The 17,989-nt window shown below is 40.0% G+C and carries 10 protein-coding genes and 1 CRISPR repeat array; of the genes, 1 reads left to right on the top strand and 9 read right to left on the bottom strand.

What is annotated here, in order from left to right:
* The first annotated feature begins 75 nt into the window (after positions 1-75).
* On the top strand, positions 76-570 hold the full coding sequence (locus FTT64_RS00765) for a Dps family protein (protein WP_005177343.1): 495 nt from the start codon (positions 76-78) through the stop codon (positions 568-570).
* Positions 571-621: 51 nt separating this feature from the next.
* A CRISPR array of direct repeats spans positions 622-4,193; the repeat unit is 28 nt; unit sequence TTTCTAAGCTGCCTATGTGGCAGTGAAC.
* A 131-nt stretch (positions 4,194-4,324) separates the two neighbouring features.
* On the opposite strand, the gene cas6f is transcribed toward FTT64_RS00765, so the two are convergent.
* The 9 genes from cas6f to FTT64_RS00720 all read right to left on the bottom strand — a co-directional run bounded on the left by cas6f (position 4,325) and on the right by FTT64_RS00720 (position 17,988).
* Entirely contained in the window at positions 4,325-4,939 is a 615-nt protein-coding gene (cas6f, locus tag FTT64_RS00760) for a type I-F CRISPR-associated endoribonuclease Cas6/Csy4 (protein ID WP_180181954.1), read from the bottom strand.
* Positions 4,940-4,941: 2 nt separating this feature from the next.
* A complete protein-coding gene (gene csy3 / locus FTT64_RS00755) occupies positions 4,942-5,955 on the bottom strand; it encodes a type I-F CRISPR-associated protein Csy3 (protein WP_180181953.1) in 1,014 nt (337 codons plus the stop codon).
* A 26-nt stretch (positions 5,956-5,981) separates the two neighbouring features.
* Positions 5,982-6,866, bottom strand: coding sequence for a type I-F CRISPR-associated protein Csy2 (gene csy2, locus FTT64_RS00750; protein WP_180181952.1), 885 nt, complete (start codon positions 6,864-6,866; stop codon positions 5,982-5,984).
* On the bottom strand, positions 6,866-8,116 hold the full coding sequence (gene csy1 / locus FTT64_RS00745) for a type I-F CRISPR-associated protein Csy1 (RefSeq protein ID WP_104492288.1): 1,251 nt from the start codon (positions 8,114-8,116) through the stop codon (positions 6,866-6,868). The genes csy2 and csy1 overlap by 1 nt, the downstream gene beginning before the upstream one ends.
* Positions 8,117-8,127: 11 nt before the next feature.
* Complete coding sequence (gene cas3f, locus FTT64_RS00740; RefSeq protein WP_180181951.1) at positions 8,128-11,505, bottom strand: type I-F CRISPR-associated helicase Cas3f; 3,378 nt, start codon at positions 11,503-11,505, stop codon at positions 8,128-8,130.
* Positions 11,502-12,464, bottom strand: a complete 963-nt coding sequence (gene cas1f, locus FTT64_RS00735) for a type I-F CRISPR-associated endonuclease Cas1f (protein ID WP_075174485.1) — start codon at positions 12,462-12,464, stop codon at positions 11,502-11,504. Before cas1f ends, cas3f begins: the two co-directional genes overlap by 4 nt.
* Positions 12,465-12,606: 142 nt before the next feature.
* Positions 12,607-13,803, bottom strand: a complete 1,197-nt coding sequence (locus tag FTT64_RS00730) for a Wadjet anti-phage system protein JetD domain-containing protein (protein WP_168416384.1) — start codon at positions 13,801-13,803, stop codon at positions 12,607-12,609.
* Positions 13,796-17,173, bottom strand: coding sequence for an ATP-binding protein (locus FTT64_RS00725; protein WP_180181989.1), 3,378 nt, complete (start codon positions 17,171-17,173; stop codon positions 13,796-13,798). Before FTT64_RS00725 ends, FTT64_RS00730 begins: the two co-directional genes overlap by 8 nt.
* On the bottom strand, positions 17,173-17,988 hold the full coding sequence (locus FTT64_RS00720) for a DUF4194 domain-containing protein (RefSeq protein WP_104988723.1): 816 nt from the start codon (positions 17,986-17,988) through the stop codon (positions 17,173-17,175). The genes FTT64_RS00725 and FTT64_RS00720 overlap by 1 nt, the downstream gene beginning before the upstream one ends.
* Position 17,989: the final 1 nt, after the last annotated feature.

The following is a 17,989-nucleotide window of genomic DNA, read 5'->3' as shown; positions in this document are numbered from 1 at the left end:
TGCAGCCGCAACTGTGCTACATTCATGTATGTTGATCATCTGATTCCTTATAACGACAAGCTTTGGGAGCGACTCATGGCGAAAATGAAAAAAGCATCGATGCATATTGATATTGGTATTTCTGAAGATAACCGGGCCAAAATTGTCGAAGGGCTTTCCCGACTTCTGGCCGACAGTTATACCCTATATTTAATGACCCATAATTTCCACTGGAACGTGACCGGGCCACAGTTTAACAGCCTGCACACCATGTTTATGACCCAATATACCGAGCAATGGAATGCACTGGATGTTATTGCCGAGCGGATTCGTGCGCTGGGTTTTCCGGCGCCGGGAACCTATAAAGAATTTGTAAAACTGGCGTCGATTGAAGAAGTCGAAGGTGTACCAAAAGCCAATGAAATGGTGGAGTTATTGGTTCGTGCCCATGAAACAGTTGCCCGTACCGCACGCAGTATTTTTGATGTGGTGGAAGAAGCCAATGACCAGCCAACTGCGGATGTACTGACCCAACGATTGGAAGTCCATGAAAAAACTGCCTGGATGTTAAGAAGCCTGTTAGAAGAATAAATAGATGAAGAATAAAACCGGGGAGATGCTCCGGTTTTATTTGGGGTGATTTTTAGAAACTACCTACATGGCAGTGAACAATTCATAATATTCTTTTTAATACGCTTAATATTTCTAAGCTGCCTATATGGCAGTGAACGTGTGAATCTTAACGAAGCGTTGCTTCTGACATTTCTAAGCTGCCTATATGGCAGTGAACGGAAATGTTGTCCAGATCGGAAGAATTAAGGATTTCTAAGCTGCCTATGTGGCAGTGAACCCTAAACCACCGCTTAGATTTAACTCTTGGACTTTCTAAGCTGCCTATGTGGCAGTGAACGTACTTGCGAGTCGTTTCCCAACTCTGATAATTTTCTAAGCTGCCTATGTGGCAGTGAACATGCGCGCTAATGGTGAATACTTCATGATGCTTTTCTAAGCTGCCTATGTGGCAGTGAACTTTTTTCGTATTCCATAAAAAAAAGGCCTAATTTTCTAAGCTGCCTATGTGGCAGTGAACGCATACAGCACAAGAGGCTTTCGGGAGTCTATTTTCTAAGCTGCCTATGTGGCAGTGAACAAAGTAGACCAGAAGACCTGAAAAAAGCAGTATTTCTAAGCTGCCTATGTGGCAGTGAACTGTGATTCTAACTTTGACTGCTGAACGACTAATTTCTAAGCTGCCTATGTGGCAGTGAACGACATTCGACACTAAGACTCAGGCTCGCGCTTTTTCTAAGCTGCCTATGTGGCAGTGAACAATGGTGCACGTCGCCTTCGTGCCTGCATCTTTTTCTAAGCTGCCTATGTGGCAGTGAACCAGCCAAATGCTTCACGCTTGACTCTTAAGCATTTCTAAGCTGCCTATGTGGCAGTGAACTGATAAACAGTGTGCATCCATTGATAGAAACTTTTCTAAGCTGCCTATGTGGCAGTGAACTGCTAAAGCTTGAGAATTGGCAATGGTTTTTTCTTTCTAAGCTGCCTATGTGGCAGTGAACTGCTAAAGCTTGAGAATTGGCAATGGTTTTTTCTTTCTAAGCTGCCTATGTGGCAGTGAACCTTCCGAAACGCGCCTGTCTCGATGCGCTGGCTTTCTAAGCTGCCTATGTGGCAGTGAACGATGTTGGCTCATTCAATGCGATTTTAAATGCTTTCTAAGCTGCCTATGTGGCAGTGAACTCCGGGCCAGCACATCAAAAGCAAGCGTGATGTTTCTAAGCTGCCTATGTGGCAGTGAACTGATGGGTTTACTTGAACATAAGCGCCTGCTGTTTTCTAAGCTGCCTATGTGGCAGTGAACCGCAAACGGAAGGTTTCGCGGTAATTGCGCCTTTTCTAAGCTGCCTATGTGGCAGTGAACCATAATACAGTTTGGTGAAGAATCCGCTATTTTTTCTAAGCTGCCTATGTGGCAGTGAACATACTTGGCCAGGTCTTCCGCAGCTTTTTTCGTTTCTAAGCTGCCTATGTGGCAGTGAACAATGCGCGACTGCCAGTGCCATCGGTACCACTTTTCTAAGCTGCCTATGTGGCAGTGAACTCAGTGACATGTCGCGGCATTCAGGAATTTCATTTCTAAGCTGCCTATGTGGCAGTGAACGATTGCTTGCCGATTTCAACAAGCAGTTTGGATTTCTAAGCTGCCTATGTGGCAGTGAACTGATTCATGCTTCACAAGAAGAAATTGCCGCATTTCTAAGCTGCCTATGTGGCAGTGAACGCTCATTCGATCTCGACAAAAGTTCACGTTACTTTCTAAGCTGCCTATGTGGCAGTGAACGAAATGACAGCGATGGCGAATATGGGCAGTTTTTTCTAAGCTGCCTATGTGGCAGTGAACTACCTTGCCTTTATTACAAACTATAACCGCTTTTTCTAAGCTGCCTATGTGGCAGTGAACAAGTTATTGCAAATTCAAGGGTTTGCAGTGTTTTTCTAAGCTGCCTATGTGGCAGTGAACATGTACGCGAGAAAGTCGGCGGTGGTGGTGCATTTCTAAGCTGCCTATGTGGCAGTGAACCTAAATCAACGCTTGAAGTTGCTGAATCTGGTTTTCTAAGCTGCCTATGTGGCAGTGAACTGATGCTTTAGTATCACCAGTAGCGTCAATTTTTTCTAAGCTGCCTATGTGGCAGTGAACGCTCATTCGATCTCGACAAAAGTTCACGTTACTTTCTAAGCTGCCTATGTGGCAGTGAACCGGCTCATGCGTGCATCGCAAAATCCCGTCCATTTCTAAGCTGCCTATGTGGCAGTGAACTTTAAAGCCTGTACTCGTCCACCTATGTTAATTTTCTAAGCTGCCTATGTGGCAGTGAACTTGTGCAAACAAAACGTATTGACTAGGGCTATTTTCTAAGCTGCCTATGTGGCAGTGAACACAGAAAGACTGCGTGTAGCCATCGCAGATGTTTTCTAAGCTGCCTATGTGGCAGTGAACATACATCAATCCTGATCACCTGATTCTGCACCATTTCTAAGCTGCCTATGTGGCAGTGAACACCACGACATCCAGATTCTGATTTTGTATTCTTTTCTAAGCTGCCTATGTGGCAGTGAACCCGATGCAGATGTTGGATCAGTTTATGAACAATTTCTAAGCTGCCTATGTGGCAGTGAACTTATTCAGCGTGCAGGTTGTGAAGTAAATGACTTTCTAAGCTGCCTATGTGGCAGTGAACTTGCTGTAGCTATGCCTGAATTGGCAATGGCATTTCTAAGCTGCCTATGTGGCAGTGAACCAATCAAACGTGTTCTGAAAGACTTGGCGAAATTTCTAAGCTGCCTATGTGGCAGTGAACCTGTAAATACTGCTATTGAAGTCACAAACGATTTTCTAAGCTGCCTATGTGGCAGTGAACTGTTTTGTGCAAGCGTGGTTTTACCCATTGATTTTCTAAGCTGCCTATGTGGCAGTGAACAACAAGCATCTGTTTGATCAGTTAGAGCGCTTTTTCTAAGCTGCCTATGTGGCAGTGAACTTAAAGATGGAAAGATTTACGCTTTTGATCATTTTCTAAGCTGCCTATGTGGCAGTGAACCTGGCAACAACATGCTGGAGCAGCAACTTCTTTTTCTAAGCTGCCTATGTGGCAGTGAACAAGAAGGCAGCCTGACCATTGTTGAGCGTATTTTTCTAAGCTGCCTATGTGGCAGTGAACACCAATCCAAACTTGGGCGCATCGGTTGATCTTTTCTAAGCTGCCTATGTGGCAGTGAACACTTTCAGCCATGTGTACGGCGTAATTGGTCTTTTCTAAGCTGCCTATGTGGCAGTGAACTAAAAGAAATATAACCATCTACAACAGATGGCTTTCTAAGCTGCCTATGTGGCAGTGAACAATTAAACGAAATAGATGTTGTATTCTTTTTCTTTCTAAGCTGCCTATGTGGCAGTGAACGATGAAAGCCTGGGGCTTAAAGACTCCAATCTTTTCTAAGCTGCCTATGTGGCAGTGAACCCGAATTTGAAGCAAACATTTTGATTAAAACATTTCTAAGCTGCCTATGTGGCAGTGAACCAACAGGTTTACGCTTTACTCGGACAACAACATTTCTAAGCTGCCTATGTGGCAGTGAACGAATTATACGCAAAATGCCATATTGATGACGTTTTCTAAGCTGCCTATGTGGCAGTGAACAAGAAATTTAACAGAAAAAATAAAGCTATAATAGTAGCTTAGCCCTTAAATCCATAAATAGACCCAACTTTTAAGCCACTATTATAAGCTATTGATTTTATTAAGATGTTAAAGAGTATAAAAATATTGGGTTAAAATTCGGGTACAGATGAGACCAAACTTAATCCATAAGTGCTAAAAACCTGAGTTTCAGATTGTTCAGCAGATTGCTTTTCGATGAATAATTTAAAACGTTTTTCACTTTGCTGATCAGACGTACTTAAGCTTTTCATTTCAATATAAGGCAAGTTCGTAGTGGTCACTACATTGCTATATCGTGCTAATGCTTCATCAAAGCCAATATCTCCACGCTTTACACGATGACGTGCCAAACGTTGAGCATTGGTTTTGACTTGTTTACGCTTATAAATTGCATAACCTTTGATTTCACTAGGTACTTCACGAATTGAAGTAAGATGTACATAATCCTCTAAACGTTCACACCATTTGCGGATATCCAAACTTTTTAAATCAGCTTCAGATTCAGCAAATAAACGAAGTTTTCTTCCTAAATTGATTTTTGCTTTTCGGTCTTCTGTCTTCTCTTCAAAAATATATTGAGGAAAAGAAACACCAATGTTCACCTTATCTGAATCATCTTTTAATTCAACTAATGCGATATGCAATTGTGTATAGAGCTTAGACCAAATGAAATAAGGGGAAATTTCAGCTTGATCAATCAAGGTAATTTCCTGATAAAAATTCATAATTAATCCTTAGAACTTTGGCCAAAAACGCCGCCACGTACAAGCACCGCCATGACATAATGCTCTTGCTCAACATTCTCTAATGTTTCACCTAATGCATATTTATCAAACAAGCTAAAGAAATCCTGTTTGGCTTTAGGTGTACGATATGCTTTCCCTAAATTGGTCACAGCACCATAAGGTTCAATTGCAATAGCTGATTTTTGCGATTCAAATTCTGGATACCATGTATCAATGGTACGTAATGCATTACCAATTTTTTGTGAATGCATCGCAGCTACATTATTCACTTGATAAAGAATTTTGCTCTTATCACCCTTACCTTTATCCAAAACAAGTTCTTCACTTGGATAAACTTCCTGAGCTTTGCCAACCAAAGCATAGGCTTCAACTTTAATTAATAAGTACGGTAATTCACCTTTTAAAGCTTGTGCAATTTGATCTGCTAAGTTCTGCACCTTAGCATCTACACAGTCAAAATCATGTAATTTATAATCAAAGGCATTAAACGTTACAGCCTCACTTTCATTAACTTTCACTACAACTTCAATCTTTTCTGCACCTACACGGTTACGCCACAAAAAGCGTGCATTAGCAATATTTAAGGCATAGCGTTTCGCTAATTCAGAAAAACCATGTGTTTGAATATAGTTTTTGGCGACTTCTTTATATGAGTTTAAGAATGTTTCATTATTACATGCTGATGGTTGCTCAATGCCACCTAAAACTTTTAAAGTGAATACTACTTTTAACGTATCCTGATGTTCTGCTAACGCACAGCCATCTACTTTTTGCAGATTGGCTTTTTCAACTTCAGCATTTAGTTTTAATGGGTCACTTGCAACCGCTGGTTTTAAGCGATTTGAAATTGTGCCACGTACTGATTTTTCAATCAGCTTTAAAGCCGATTGTTCTGTACGCTTTTCCCATGTTGTTCCATAAAAATAACCATCTGATGGAACGAGTTTTTTTTCAAATGCAAGAACGCTTGCAACTGCTTTTTCATTTTTAGCCATGAGTATTTTTCCTTTTATAGTCTAAATTAATGTGTATTTTGGTTTTGACACAGATATAAGTTATTTTCTAAATCAACATGGTATTGCCATAAAAGCTGATCAATACTTTCAATCCGATATGGCATCACAAACTCACCTAATGTAAGCACACTTTCTGCAAAGCGATGTGGTGTATTGACATCACGTTGGTTTTTCGCCTGCCCAAGTTCAGAAATTCCCTGAAAACCTACTGCAATAGGAACAAGCCAGCCTTGTGCTTTACGTTTTGATGTCCAAGTTATTTTTCCATCTTCATCTTGGGTTGAACTATGTGTGACTTTGAGATAATCCAATACGCTATCTAAAGCATCTTTGCCATCTTGCATGCTTTGTATAACTAAATCACGACGCTCAATCAGCACATGCCCAAGCATCAATTTATTTAAAATTGGACGTAGCTGCTGTGACTGATCTTCATCATCATCAAAATTTAAGATTGTGCATGACTTTGCTGAAAGGACATCACCACTCGTAAATTTCATACTTGCCACGATGCCATTAACAAGATCTAAAAGTTGATCTCTCTGTCTTTTAGATGAACTTTCAATTTCAATCAATAAAGATACTTCTAAATGACAACGAGCTTCTTCAATAAAAGCGGGGCGATTTCCATCTTTATCTAAAGGATTTGCTGTACCAACAATGGAATGTACAAAATCACCACGCCCCTTGTAAGTTTGCAAATTAAAATCATGGCAACTCACTGCTACTTTATTTAAATTAAGATCACAACCTTGTTGCTTGAGTTTACGTTGTAGTGCATGCACCGCTCCCAGCCATGCTGTCATCGCAGGAAAACCAATCGTATATGGGCTGCTCATTGCATTGGCATTATGAATTTTCAAATGTGGAATAAGTAAAAAATGGCGCATTAGAAAAACTCCTTGGCTTGTCGCAATGATTCTTCAACGCGCTGTTTTACGTCATTGATTTCAGCGGTTCCTAACATTTCGGATTCACTAATGACTTTTTCATAACTACGTAAAATCCAACGCGCAATGTCCTCGCTCAGCTCATTACGCCATTCACTATCATTTTCACGTTGTTCTGCATACATCTCATCAAGCCAAATACGCTGTAATTTAGGCAAATTTGCATAATATTCTTGTTGTGACCAACCTTCAGAATAATATTCCCGAATTTTTAACCCCTGTAATATGACTTGATCAATTACAAATTGAAGAATATTTCGAATCGCAGTTCGTATATCAATATTGTTTAAATCTAGCTGCATAAATTTATGCAATTGTACAAAACTGTCTTGATAGTTTTTTCGATACAAACACTGCACAAAAAAATCAGTTCTTGGCAATCGTACTGTACGTTTTTCTAAAATAGGCGGACAGCTTGAAAGTAGATAAGCCCGACCAGCATTCTGACTATTTAATACACTGACGTTTTGCGGTTGTGTACCACCATAAGCAGTGACCGTTAAATCAAAAATATCTGCATAACCTATCGCATCATGCTCGTTTTTTTTACGTTTTTCCTTCGCTTCTTTGGTTGCCTCTGAAAATCGTAATTGATCAATCGCTAGCTTTAATCGTGCGATTAAACCTGAAGGTGTCAAAATGGAAAGTAAGTGATATTCAGTATCTGCTATTGGAAAATATACTTGTTTCACCAAGTGATCTGTTTTACTTGAAGTATCATCATTTTTAATCACTAAAAATGCTTGTTTTAAACTTGTAAAATTCAATGAAGATTTTTCAATCAGACTTTTTAAATCCTCATGATCATGTTCAAAACCCGTTAAAACTGTGTAATCTTCTGCTAAATTCAACGATAAAAACTTATAAACATCCATTGCAGCAGCATTACCAAATACATCTAATGGATAATGCACATTACCACTGCGTAAATAACCATCTTGTGCAGATTTAACCTGAGCAATTACACTAGAAGTTTTGGCACTTGGATGACTAAATTTACTCGGATGACTAACCATCGAGAGCTGAGATACACGTTTAGCTGCGTCAGGAAGCCATTCTTTTAAACTAAATCGATCATCAGCTTGTTGCTGTAATTCTGCTATTTCTACGTCATTTACAGCTTTTTTTACACGATCTTTTAACCAAAGTTCTTTTCTTTCATTTAAGAATGTATGAATACTTTCTGTCATTTTACCCTCATTTATTTTGAATGTTGGACCACTAAGCCAAATTGGTCTGAATACATCAGTGTTTTATTCTCATCATATGCTGGCAACATGATTTCCCCATAACGTTTCGATAATTTTTCTATTTCATCTTCAATATGCTGATTTTCAGAAACTTTCTCAATAGCAATACGACTTAATATGTCGCCATAGTTTCGATTAAGCCATAAACGTTGCTGTTCTAAGTCAGTCAGTTCAGGATATTTAATTTTGTAAAAACCATTACGATCAATATATTGCCCAAAATTATCTTTTTCAGAAAACACAAGCTTATGATCTTTCAATACTGCAAAAAGCTGAATATTCGGTGAGCTTTCTCTAAAAGGTGTAAACCGCTGTGGTAATGCTGTTAAAAACCAATACTGCGTCAACCAAGCATTTAATGGCTTTGCTCCAACCTGCTTATAATTGGTGAGACTATGTGCTAAAACAGCATGTTCTAAATCAGCCAGTTTTTCAGTGGCTTTTAAAGGTGTATTAGCTTGAATACGCGGAATAGCATTAATTCCAGCATCTTCATGTAAGTCAATTAAGTCAGATAAATTTTTAGTCTTTAATTTAAACTTATCATTATTGATTTCAAAACCTGGTTTTTCAAAAGCCACTTTCGCACCACTAAGCCCTTTTAAATTATATTGCAACAACCCAATATTCGGTTGTGCTATATCCTTTTCTAAGTGACGATGGCGTAAAACCCGTCCTGCCAATTGAATAATTGAACGATAAGAAGAAGGTTCGACAATTGCCCAATCAAAATCGTGATCACGCCCCACTTCTTCCACAGGTGTCGCCACAAGAATAAAAATCACATGTTCACGATCAGTACTATCCAAATGTCTACGAATGTCTTCATTTGAAAATGCAATAGGTTGTTCCCCTTGTTTCTCTTTACGCTTGAGCACAGCATCCAAATGGCGTTCTTGCTCACTACGTAGTAATAAAACCTGCCGACTGTGATATGCCATTGCACGAGGAGCAATTTTTTCAGACCATTCAGCATTGAGTAAAAATTGTGTGAGTGCAACACAAGGTGGAATATTGGCAACACGTACCACCCCAAAGGACACTTTTTTCCCTGTTTTCTCATCGATGGTATGATGGTGATGATGCAATTTTTCTATATGCTGACGAATACGATCAAAATATTGTTGTTGCAGACTTTCCTCAAGTTGCTTCTGTTCTTTTTGTGCCACTAAATCATGACATTCAATGATATAAGCTTTGTGTTTAATCACTTGTTCTGCTAAAGCTTTTGACCGAATTGTAACAAATGCATCATGCCCGTGCTTATACTGCTGAATCGTGTTATCTGATGTTAAATCAATGCATTGTGTTTTAGACTTAAACTCATCTACCCACATGCCGACTACTTGTACTTGTTTTAACTTTTTAAAAGCACAATATAATTGCCATCCTTGCTGATATACATTAAAAAAACCTTCTGCTAACGCCGGTGGAATAGTTGCAGATGAAATCATCACTTTACGACCTAACATCGCAGTAAGATGAATTAAACGAGAAATCGCAATTAAATCCTGTCCATTGAAGTCATCCACTTCATCAATGACTAAATCTGAAGAAGACAGACGTAAACTTGGTAAAATATATTTACCACCACGTTTGGTTTCAGTTGCCGACATAATGTGGTCAATCGTACAAGCTAAAACAGGCTTATATAAAAAGGCTTTATTGCGTTCTGCCTGAGCTTGTGGAAATAGAACGTCCATAAAGTCAGCTTGAGGCATTTCTGCATAATCAAGTTCATTGTCTAAAAGCTGTTCTAAAGATTCCGAACCAATTTCATCCAATGTATTCTCATCTTGATCATTCGGGTTGTGATGCTGTTGCTGATGTAATTCTTGTACGGCTTTCGAACCAATCAAGACGGCAAGTTCATCATTACTTAGACCAATATCTTTACGGTATGAATCTCCAGTTTGTAAAGTTAAAGTCCTTAGTCCCAATGCCAACACATAACGTAAAGATTGCCCATCTTTAGATAACGCTTGCATAATTTTGGCATTGGCAATGGTTTTACCTTTGCCTGTACTTGCCATATTGACAATAAACCAACCTTGTTCAATCGCATCGTCCTGTTTTTGTCTCAATTGTTTGATCTCTTTAACGGCATGATCTTGCCATTCAAAGCCTTGTGGGCTTTTCTTTTTCAGCTTTTGAATATCATACGCAGGCTCCATTTCATCAGCTAAACGACTTAAAGATTGTGCAACACGCATGGCATTTTTACTGACATGTACTAAATGCTCATCTAAATATTGCTTTAGCTCCTTAGTTTTATGATCTGTATTCGCTCTAAGGCTAAGTGAGGTTTTCCACGTCGGGTCAGCATCACAAGATGAATAATAATGATCACCCAACATCAAACATAAACGTGCATGGTGTAAAACTACACGCCAGCTTCCATCTGCTAATACTTGCGCAATATTGTCCTGTTCTTGTAGTAATCGTGCAGACCATTTTTGAATTTCTTTTGTCCATGTTTGACATTGGCTCAATAAACCTTGTGGAAATTCAAAACACTGTTTTAGGCGTTGCTGATATTCTTTTTCATCAAATTTATTTTGATAACCCCAATCTGCCTGAATAAAATAGAATAAATCCTCAAATGTTTCAGCTGGTTCAGCTGTAAAGGATTTTAACTCCGCTTCATCTCTTAAATTTGGTAAACGATGATGGGACACTATCAACCATGCCACTAACTGCGCTAAAGGTGGTAAATCATCTAAAGCTTTGCTTTGATCTAAATTTTTTGCAACGGTCGTTTTAAGCTTTTCTTCATCCCATGCTTTGTTGATGATCAAATTCAGCCATGCCTCATCATTTTTTGGATTGTTTGACGAATGAACCAAGGCATTAAGTAGTAAGCAGGATATCCACTCATGCCGTAACGGATCTCCCTTTATACTCTGTTTATTTTTTGGTTGCAGTTTCTCCTGAAATAAAGCTGTGGCTTTACCCCAATCATGTAAAAGTGCTGAAATTGCCACTAAAGCCTTAATTAAAGGTAAATAATGCCAATCATTTTCCCATTTATTTTGATCTAATTTTTTTTGTGTTGTATTAACAGGTACCACACCCTCACCATTAAACTTATTCCGATTGCCCACTATCCACAACAATTCACTTCTACGTCTGCCACGAATCCAGTGACAACTCACCGCGGTATTTTTGGTGACGGTTTTACGCAACAGTTTCTTTACTGCCATCAAACCATCTTCAGTAATCACAGTTTGCCAGGTGTTATCTCCAATCCGATCCGCAAAAGCATCCAAGACTCGCCGTGTTCTTGGAATAGCCTTTTTCTCACATTGGCTAATAAAGGTGACTATCATGCATCATCTCCATCTTTCGATGACAAAGCCGCCAGCTTGACCTGATCAAACATCCAGTCCAGACACTTATGCTCTATAAATTTCTGCAGAACCTGCTGTCTAAACTCCTGCTCAGTTGCCCGCTCCTTCGCACAAATAAATGCATAAGGCAGCACCACAGCATCTTTCACCAAATCTGCCACATCAAAGACCAAGGCCCCACGGCGGGTTTTACCGTGCATGACCGCAAAACCATGTGGAATACCCAGTACCCACAGTGTGGTCGCAGCTAATCCATAGGCCAGATAATTGCCATGATTAAGGAAGTCATTGGCCAAATCGCCCTGCTCCGGATTACGGCTAAAGCTTTTTAATCCGGTACGGCTTGCCGCGATTTTATAAAGCAGCTTGGTCATTGCCGCTTCTGCCAGTAACACATCTCCGACTTGAGTCAAATGCGGTATTTTCTGTTCAAAACCCAATAAGGCCTGCTGGATATCCAGATCATCGACATAAAAACCTTCTGCTTTTAAATCCCGGTCTTTATCCCAAACTTTTCGGATAAACTCGATACGCGCACGTTGAAACTGTTTCGCCACCTTTAGACGTTTTTCGTCATCAAACCAGAACGATAACCAGCCTTGTACATATTCAGTGGGACGATACTCACTCTGTGGGGTCATCCATTCAATTTCAGTACCCGTAAATAAGGGAGTTCCCCCACCGCCACAAAACCCCACCAGAACCCCGGCACTGGCCAGCATCCGCATTGCCGCCTGGGTAATGGATGTGCCTGTTCCGAGTAAAATCACCGTCGTATTGGCAATTGGGATATTCCAATACTGGTTTTCATTTTTTGCTTCAGTTAAATAGAGGACCCGACCATCTTTTTGCATCACCCGACAATGTTCTAAATAATATAAATTCGCCCGTTTAGAATGTAATATTGCTTTTAAATCCGATGGATTCAGTTGTTCCATAACTACAACTCTTTGTTTTTCTTTGAAACTATCAAAATATGATGACATCATCTAGCGCAAGTCGCTGTTTTGCGACACAAAATGTCGTAACAATTCATTTTTGAGGCGATGTAATAGGAAATAAAAAAGTCGATATAAAAAATCAGAGTTTTTCTATATATTTCAAAATCCAATCTACCGATATTCGCTCTTGCTCGAGTCTTCTTTGGTTAAATGCTCCGGCCCTTAAAGCGTGAAATAAGACCTGCTCATGTTCTGTTAAATAATTCGGCTGATCAGAAATAGAATCTGGTTCATCTACCATCCTTTCCTGAAAATGCAATACCGTTGCTTCATCCATCATTAATGGAATGACAGCCGGATGTTTTTCACGCACCATACTTAAAATATTCAATCCTTCCGAATCCAGATCTCCCCAATAAAACACCTTCTTCTTTTTTAACCAAGCTGCATCCATCCAAGTAATATTTTTCCCTCCACCACAAACCACAACCCCATTTGCAAAATGCGGAAAAGAGAGTCCAGATTGAATATTTTCAATTACAAAAATATAGGCTGCTGGCAGTTCGTAATTTTTGAGTACATCGCTAGACAGTTTTAAAACAGGAATACCTCCTATTCTTTTTTGAACCTCCGTACATAGTGGTCTGATCGTCAACCAGCCTTTCGGACTATCCAGACAATTTAGCCATGCCAACAAGCCGCCTGAGGCACTGACTTCAGAATCATGCAGGACATTACAAATAGCTTCTATCAGCGTAATATTGAGTTCTAAAAATTTGGTATCCACCACCTCCAAGGGCAAGGCTCTTAAATACAGTCCTTCCCCCATGTTTGGCTTTAATTGTTCAACCAATTGAATCAGCTGCCACCATTGAAGATCATTCAACTTTTCTATTTGCTCTAAATGTTCTATTAAACAGTTCAATAGAGAATATTTAATATCTTCTGGTACAAAGCGTTGCTGTACCAAGTTAGACAGTTTCGTCGTCCACATTTCCAGCTCTTGCTGGGTACCCAAAAGCTCACAGAGCTTGATCAGCGACGGCACTACCAATTTGACTGGAACACGCTGCGATGAAAGCTTGCGATACGATTTCTGCTCCCATTGAACAAGTTGAGGATCAATAAAGCTCTCCCAGGCTTTATAAAAATGATGAAAATGGTCCAGATTGGAAAGGGCCTGCCGACCATTGGGAGCTTTAAGAGAAATTTCGATAGGAAACGGACGCTCATTTCTCAAAAGCTGTTTTAAACGTTTACGGTTATCCCATGCCTTTTTACGCAAATGAGTTAAAACAGTATCGGGTAAAAGCCCCCAAGATGGATCATCAAACATTGATCTGAATTCCTAATTGTTCAGCCTCAGCGTGCAACTGCTGCCGGTTTCTTTTCAGCTTCTCGTCAATATCTTTCCATGTCACCTCACATAAGTGGCTTTCATGAGATGATATATCACGCTCAGCAATTAATAAGGATCGTGCAGATTCACGGGCTAAATTTAAATTCTTATAAGGTGTAATTAAATTAACGTGTATTTTTAACGCTTTAAATACTCTCAGGACTCTACGACTTACCGCTTCTGCCGTATTAGAGAATGCCTCATCCAGAAAGACCGTACTATAGATTGGATAATCATAGCCATCCGGCGTCAGAACATAGGCCAAACTAGCTGCAACAATTGTCCCTGCGAAGGCTTCCTTCTCTCCACCAGACTTTCCGCTAGATGACTCCAATACATCCCGTATATCACCCGATTGTGCATCTACTTCTTCTGCATAAAAAGACATCTGATAACGGGGATCTAATAATCGTAAGCTTTCTAGGTTATTGGCTGTTGATGAGCTACTGGCCCGCTCCAAAATACTGATAACATCAGCCAGCTTCTGAAAACGGAATTCATATTCACTGTGATTAATATGGGAAAGAGCTAATTTAAGCTTTCTTTCGAACTCCAGAACATGAGGATATTTTTCTCTCTTGCAACCTAATCTCAAGTAACTGCCTGCTCTAAATTCAGTGCGCTGTAATACCTGATTAATGGCCCCGATCCGATCAATAATCTCATCTCTAGCAGCATTCCACCTGTGCTCAATTACACTTAAAGACTGAGTAGTATGCTTTTGCAAACGTCGTTCAAACTGTTCGACCAATGCGGGTAAACCATCTTTTTCTAACTCTTCCAAATAGGCAATATAATCATCCAGCGCGGCCAGTCCTGGTGCCCATTCCCGCTGTAAAGGAAGATGTGCCCATTTTTCTTTTGAGCGAAATGACACCATGATCCCAAGAGCTGTATTTGTAGTGCTGTTCTTGAGACTATTAGTTTGTGTAATTAAATGATCGAGCTCTTGTCCAATCTGTATGGATAAATGATCCACCAACTTGGGCGTAGTGCCGATACGCTGGATCAATAACTGCCGTGCAACCTCGTCTACGCCCTGATCTGCATCCTGCTGCGCTTGTTGTTGCTTTTGTAAAGCATCTTTTAGCTTTTGATCCAGTTGCCCTTGATTCTGTTGTAACGTCCCTTTTTGATCCTGAAGTTGTTTTACACTTTGCTTTGCCTGTTCCCAACGCTGTCTGGCTATTTCAGTATCGGTTCCCGCTTTTTGTAACTGCTCTAAATCATCTACTAGCTGTTGCCGGCATTGCACCCAATAAGATAAGTTAATGCTCTCCCATTGATAGTCCAATAATGCTTTCCATAATATTTTATGGTGAGTTACCTCATCAACTCGTGTTCGAGCTTCTAGCAGTAACTTCTCATGCTGCTCTAATTCAATATTTAATTGTTTTTCTTCATTTTCTAATAGCTTTAAACGGGCTTGATTCGAAAATCCCAGACACCAGAATTTTTGATCATCAATACGTTGACGGTCTTTCTTTTCAAAACGCCCAAACTCTAAATGCATTAAACCTTGCTGCGTCATTGAAAAAGGCGTTATGTCTAATGCTGCTGTATCTGACACACACTGTAGGTCGAACCGCAATAAATGCTGTTTTAACCAATCCCGATAACGATGTTCTCGCCATATCAATTTACGCAGAAAACCTTGCTCGGTAAATTGAGTTGCTTTGTTATGGTTCAGATCGACAACCTGCAAACGTACATGTGTTTTGTTATCTCGTGTGTTTACCCATTTGGTCACCATCGAATAGCGGTCTTTCGGCACCAATAGGGTTGTTCTTAAACCACCCAAAGCCCGTTCAATTGCCCCTTGCCATGCTTTTTCCTCCTCTTTAACATCAATTAATTCCCCAATAAACATGAGTTCATGTTCAGTAAAATTTAACTCCTGGCTAAGTCCATCTCTTAACCTCAATAAATGTAGATCATAAATATTACTTTCCGGACGGGATTTGATGTGCTGAAGATCACTTCGAATATTCTTTAGCTGCTGCTGACTATTTGCAAATGTCGCACTCGCAACACCAAGCTCCTCTTGGCGTTGTTGTGTCACTTGATCAATATTGGACAACATGATCCGTGCCTGTTTCTGATTTTGATTAAGGCTCTGTTCAGTCAGCTCATCTGAAAGCCCCACTTGACGCACATGCGCCTGATAACGGGATGCTTCTTTATGAATTAAACTTAACTGTTGCTTAATATGTTGCAGTTCCTGCTGCAATTTTTCTATCTGTCCACCGCCAAGCTGAATATAATCTTCGTGGCAGCGCTCGACGGTCCTTTCAGCATCCTTCTCTTGTTGCTCAATTTGTTGAATAGCACGCTTTAAATGCTCAATCTCTTGTTCCAGTTCAGATATTTTTTCACACCAGTACTGTACAAAAAGCTCACCTAAGTATGCAGGTAATGCCTGTTTCTCTAAATGCAGGTTGGTCAGTTTTTCAGTTAAGGTGCTAATTTCCGCTGCCAAACCTGGCAACCGTCTTAAATGCTCAACTTGCTCACGGGTATCAGTGATATGGCGATAATTTGCCTCCAGATCTTCAAACTCATTTACAGCCATTTTCGCAAGCTCACGAATCTGACTTGGCTCCAATACCAGTTCACGTATCAATTTAGTCAAATCATCAATTTTTTTTAAACCAAGCGCACGCGATAGCAAAGCAGGTGCATTTTGATTATCCATGAATAAATACTTGCGATACATCTCCTGATAGTCTTCAAACTTGCTATCAAAATAATGAATTCTTGCGTCAAGCTTTGGATTAAAATGTTGCTTCAGCTGACGGGTATTACCCTCTGCAAAAATATCTAAAACTTCAGTTAACAGTACATTTCGACTGGCAATCATATATAGTCTGTTCACATCACCCAGTGAATTTCCTCCTTGCGTAATCCAAAACAAACCAATGAGCGTAATTGTAGATCCATCCTCGGCAGTATAGAGGGCCCGTAAGGCGGTCGTGACGGCTTTATCTCGTTTACTTTTGATGCGTGTACCTGATCCATCATGCTCAGAACCATAACTCCCTCGCATATAAGATAAAAGCGAGCGATCTGAGCGGTTATTTTGTGCTGCGGCCACATTAAAACTGACTTTATGCGCAGGTTGTAACAAGGCCATTAAGCCATCAATAAAAGTGGATTTTCCAGCTCCGTTATCCCCCGTAATTAGGGTACCTTCAGGGTCTATACGGGCGGTATGTAAATTATGGAATGATCCCCAGTTAAATAATGAAATCTCGGAAAGGCGAATCTGCCCTTGTGCAAATAAAGTGCCTAGTGTCATTTCCTGCATCATACGTCCCCCTGCACTTGTTGAGATGGCTGCGTAGCTGCGACCTCTGCTAACTGCTGATATTCGGTCAATAAATTTTGTAGAAACTCTGCATTCACAACGTATCGAATGATCGGCGTAATTTCATAACGCCCGTCCTCTCCACGAACTACAGACAAGACTTTCTTTTCACAAAATTTATCTAAGGATGAATTCAATTTTTTACGATCTTTACTGTCATGATTCGTTAATGGAATAAAAGGAATCAGCCCGGATTGAATCCGTTCAATATCAATAATAATTTTCTGCTCACCTAAGCTTTCTCGCTCCTGATAATATTTGCGTAAAATCAGCAGAATCAGGGTGTCGTAGAGGGTTAAGGTTCTCTTGCGAATCAGCACAGGAAAGTTTTCAGTACATTCTTCCTCTTCTTCCTGAACATCCTGTTCCGCATTAATAATATATGCCACTCCCTGTTTTTCATCTAAAATCAACTGGATATAAACCTCTTTCAAATGCCTACGAATCTGTGTTTCATATCGGCACAGTTCAGCAAACATATTGAGATTTTCTGCGGCTAACAGTGTCCCATATCGCATTAAATGGACCAGTATACGCCGTGCTTCATGAGGCATGACCTGAGGCTCTTCTCCCGAATCTTCTTGTATAACATCCATGATTTCTTCATATAAGAGATGTTCTTCTTCATTTTTCATCTGCGTTTTAAGATCATCAGCCTGATCCTCTGTGGTGACTTTTTCCGGCTCTAATGAGGAAACACCAATCATGTCAAAAAAGCTTTTATTGTCTTGTGGATTATTCTTGTTAGATTGCATA

Origin of the sequence: Acinetobacter sp. Q186-3 (assembly GCF_013420655.1) — a bacterium.
Taxonomy (GTDB): domain Bacteria; phylum Pseudomonadota; class Gammaproteobacteria; order Pseudomonadales; family Moraxellaceae; genus Acinetobacter; species Acinetobacter indicus.
Note: the sequence above shows the minus strand (reverse complement) of the source record. Positions and strands in the feature narration are given on the sequence as shown.

Bases quoted from the DNA above. Each gene is read 5' to 3' on its own strand.
- csy3 (WP_180181953.1), bottom strand. From the start codon at position 5,955: ATGGCTAAAAATGAAAAAGCAGTTGCAAGCGTTCTTGCATTTGAAAAA.
- FTT64_RS00765 (WP_005177343.1), top strand. From the start codon at position 76: ATGGCGAAAATGAAAAAAGCATCGATGCATATTGATATTGGTATTTCT.
- cas3f (WP_180181951.1), bottom strand. From the start codon at position 11,505: ATGATAGTCACCTTTATTAGCCAATGTGAGAAAAAGGCTATTCCAAGA.
- cas1f (WP_075174485.1), bottom strand. From the start codon at position 12,464: ATGGAACAACTGAATCCATCGGATTTAAAAGCAATATTACATTCTAAA.
- FTT64_RS00730 (WP_168416384.1), bottom strand. From the start codon at position 13,803: ATGTTTGATGATCCATCTTGGGGGCTTTTACCCGATACTGTTTTAACT.
- cas6f (WP_180181954.1), bottom strand. From the start codon at position 4,939: ATGAATTTTTATCAGGAAATTACCTTGATTGATCAAGCTGAAATTTCC.
- FTT64_RS00720 (WP_104988723.1), bottom strand. From the start codon at position 17,988: ATGCAATCTAACAAGAATAATCCACAAGACAATAAAAGCTTTTTTGAC.
- csy2 (WP_180181952.1), bottom strand. From the start codon at position 6,866: ATGCGCCATTTTTTACTTATTCCACATTTGAAAATTCATAATGCCAAT.
- FTT64_RS00725 (WP_180181989.1), bottom strand. From the start codon at position 17,173: ATGCAGGAAATGACACTAGGCACTTTATTTGCACAAGGGCAGATTCGC.
- csy1 (WP_104492288.1), bottom strand. From the start codon at position 8,116: ATGACAGAAAGTATTCATACATTCTTAAATGAAAGAAAAGAACTTTGG.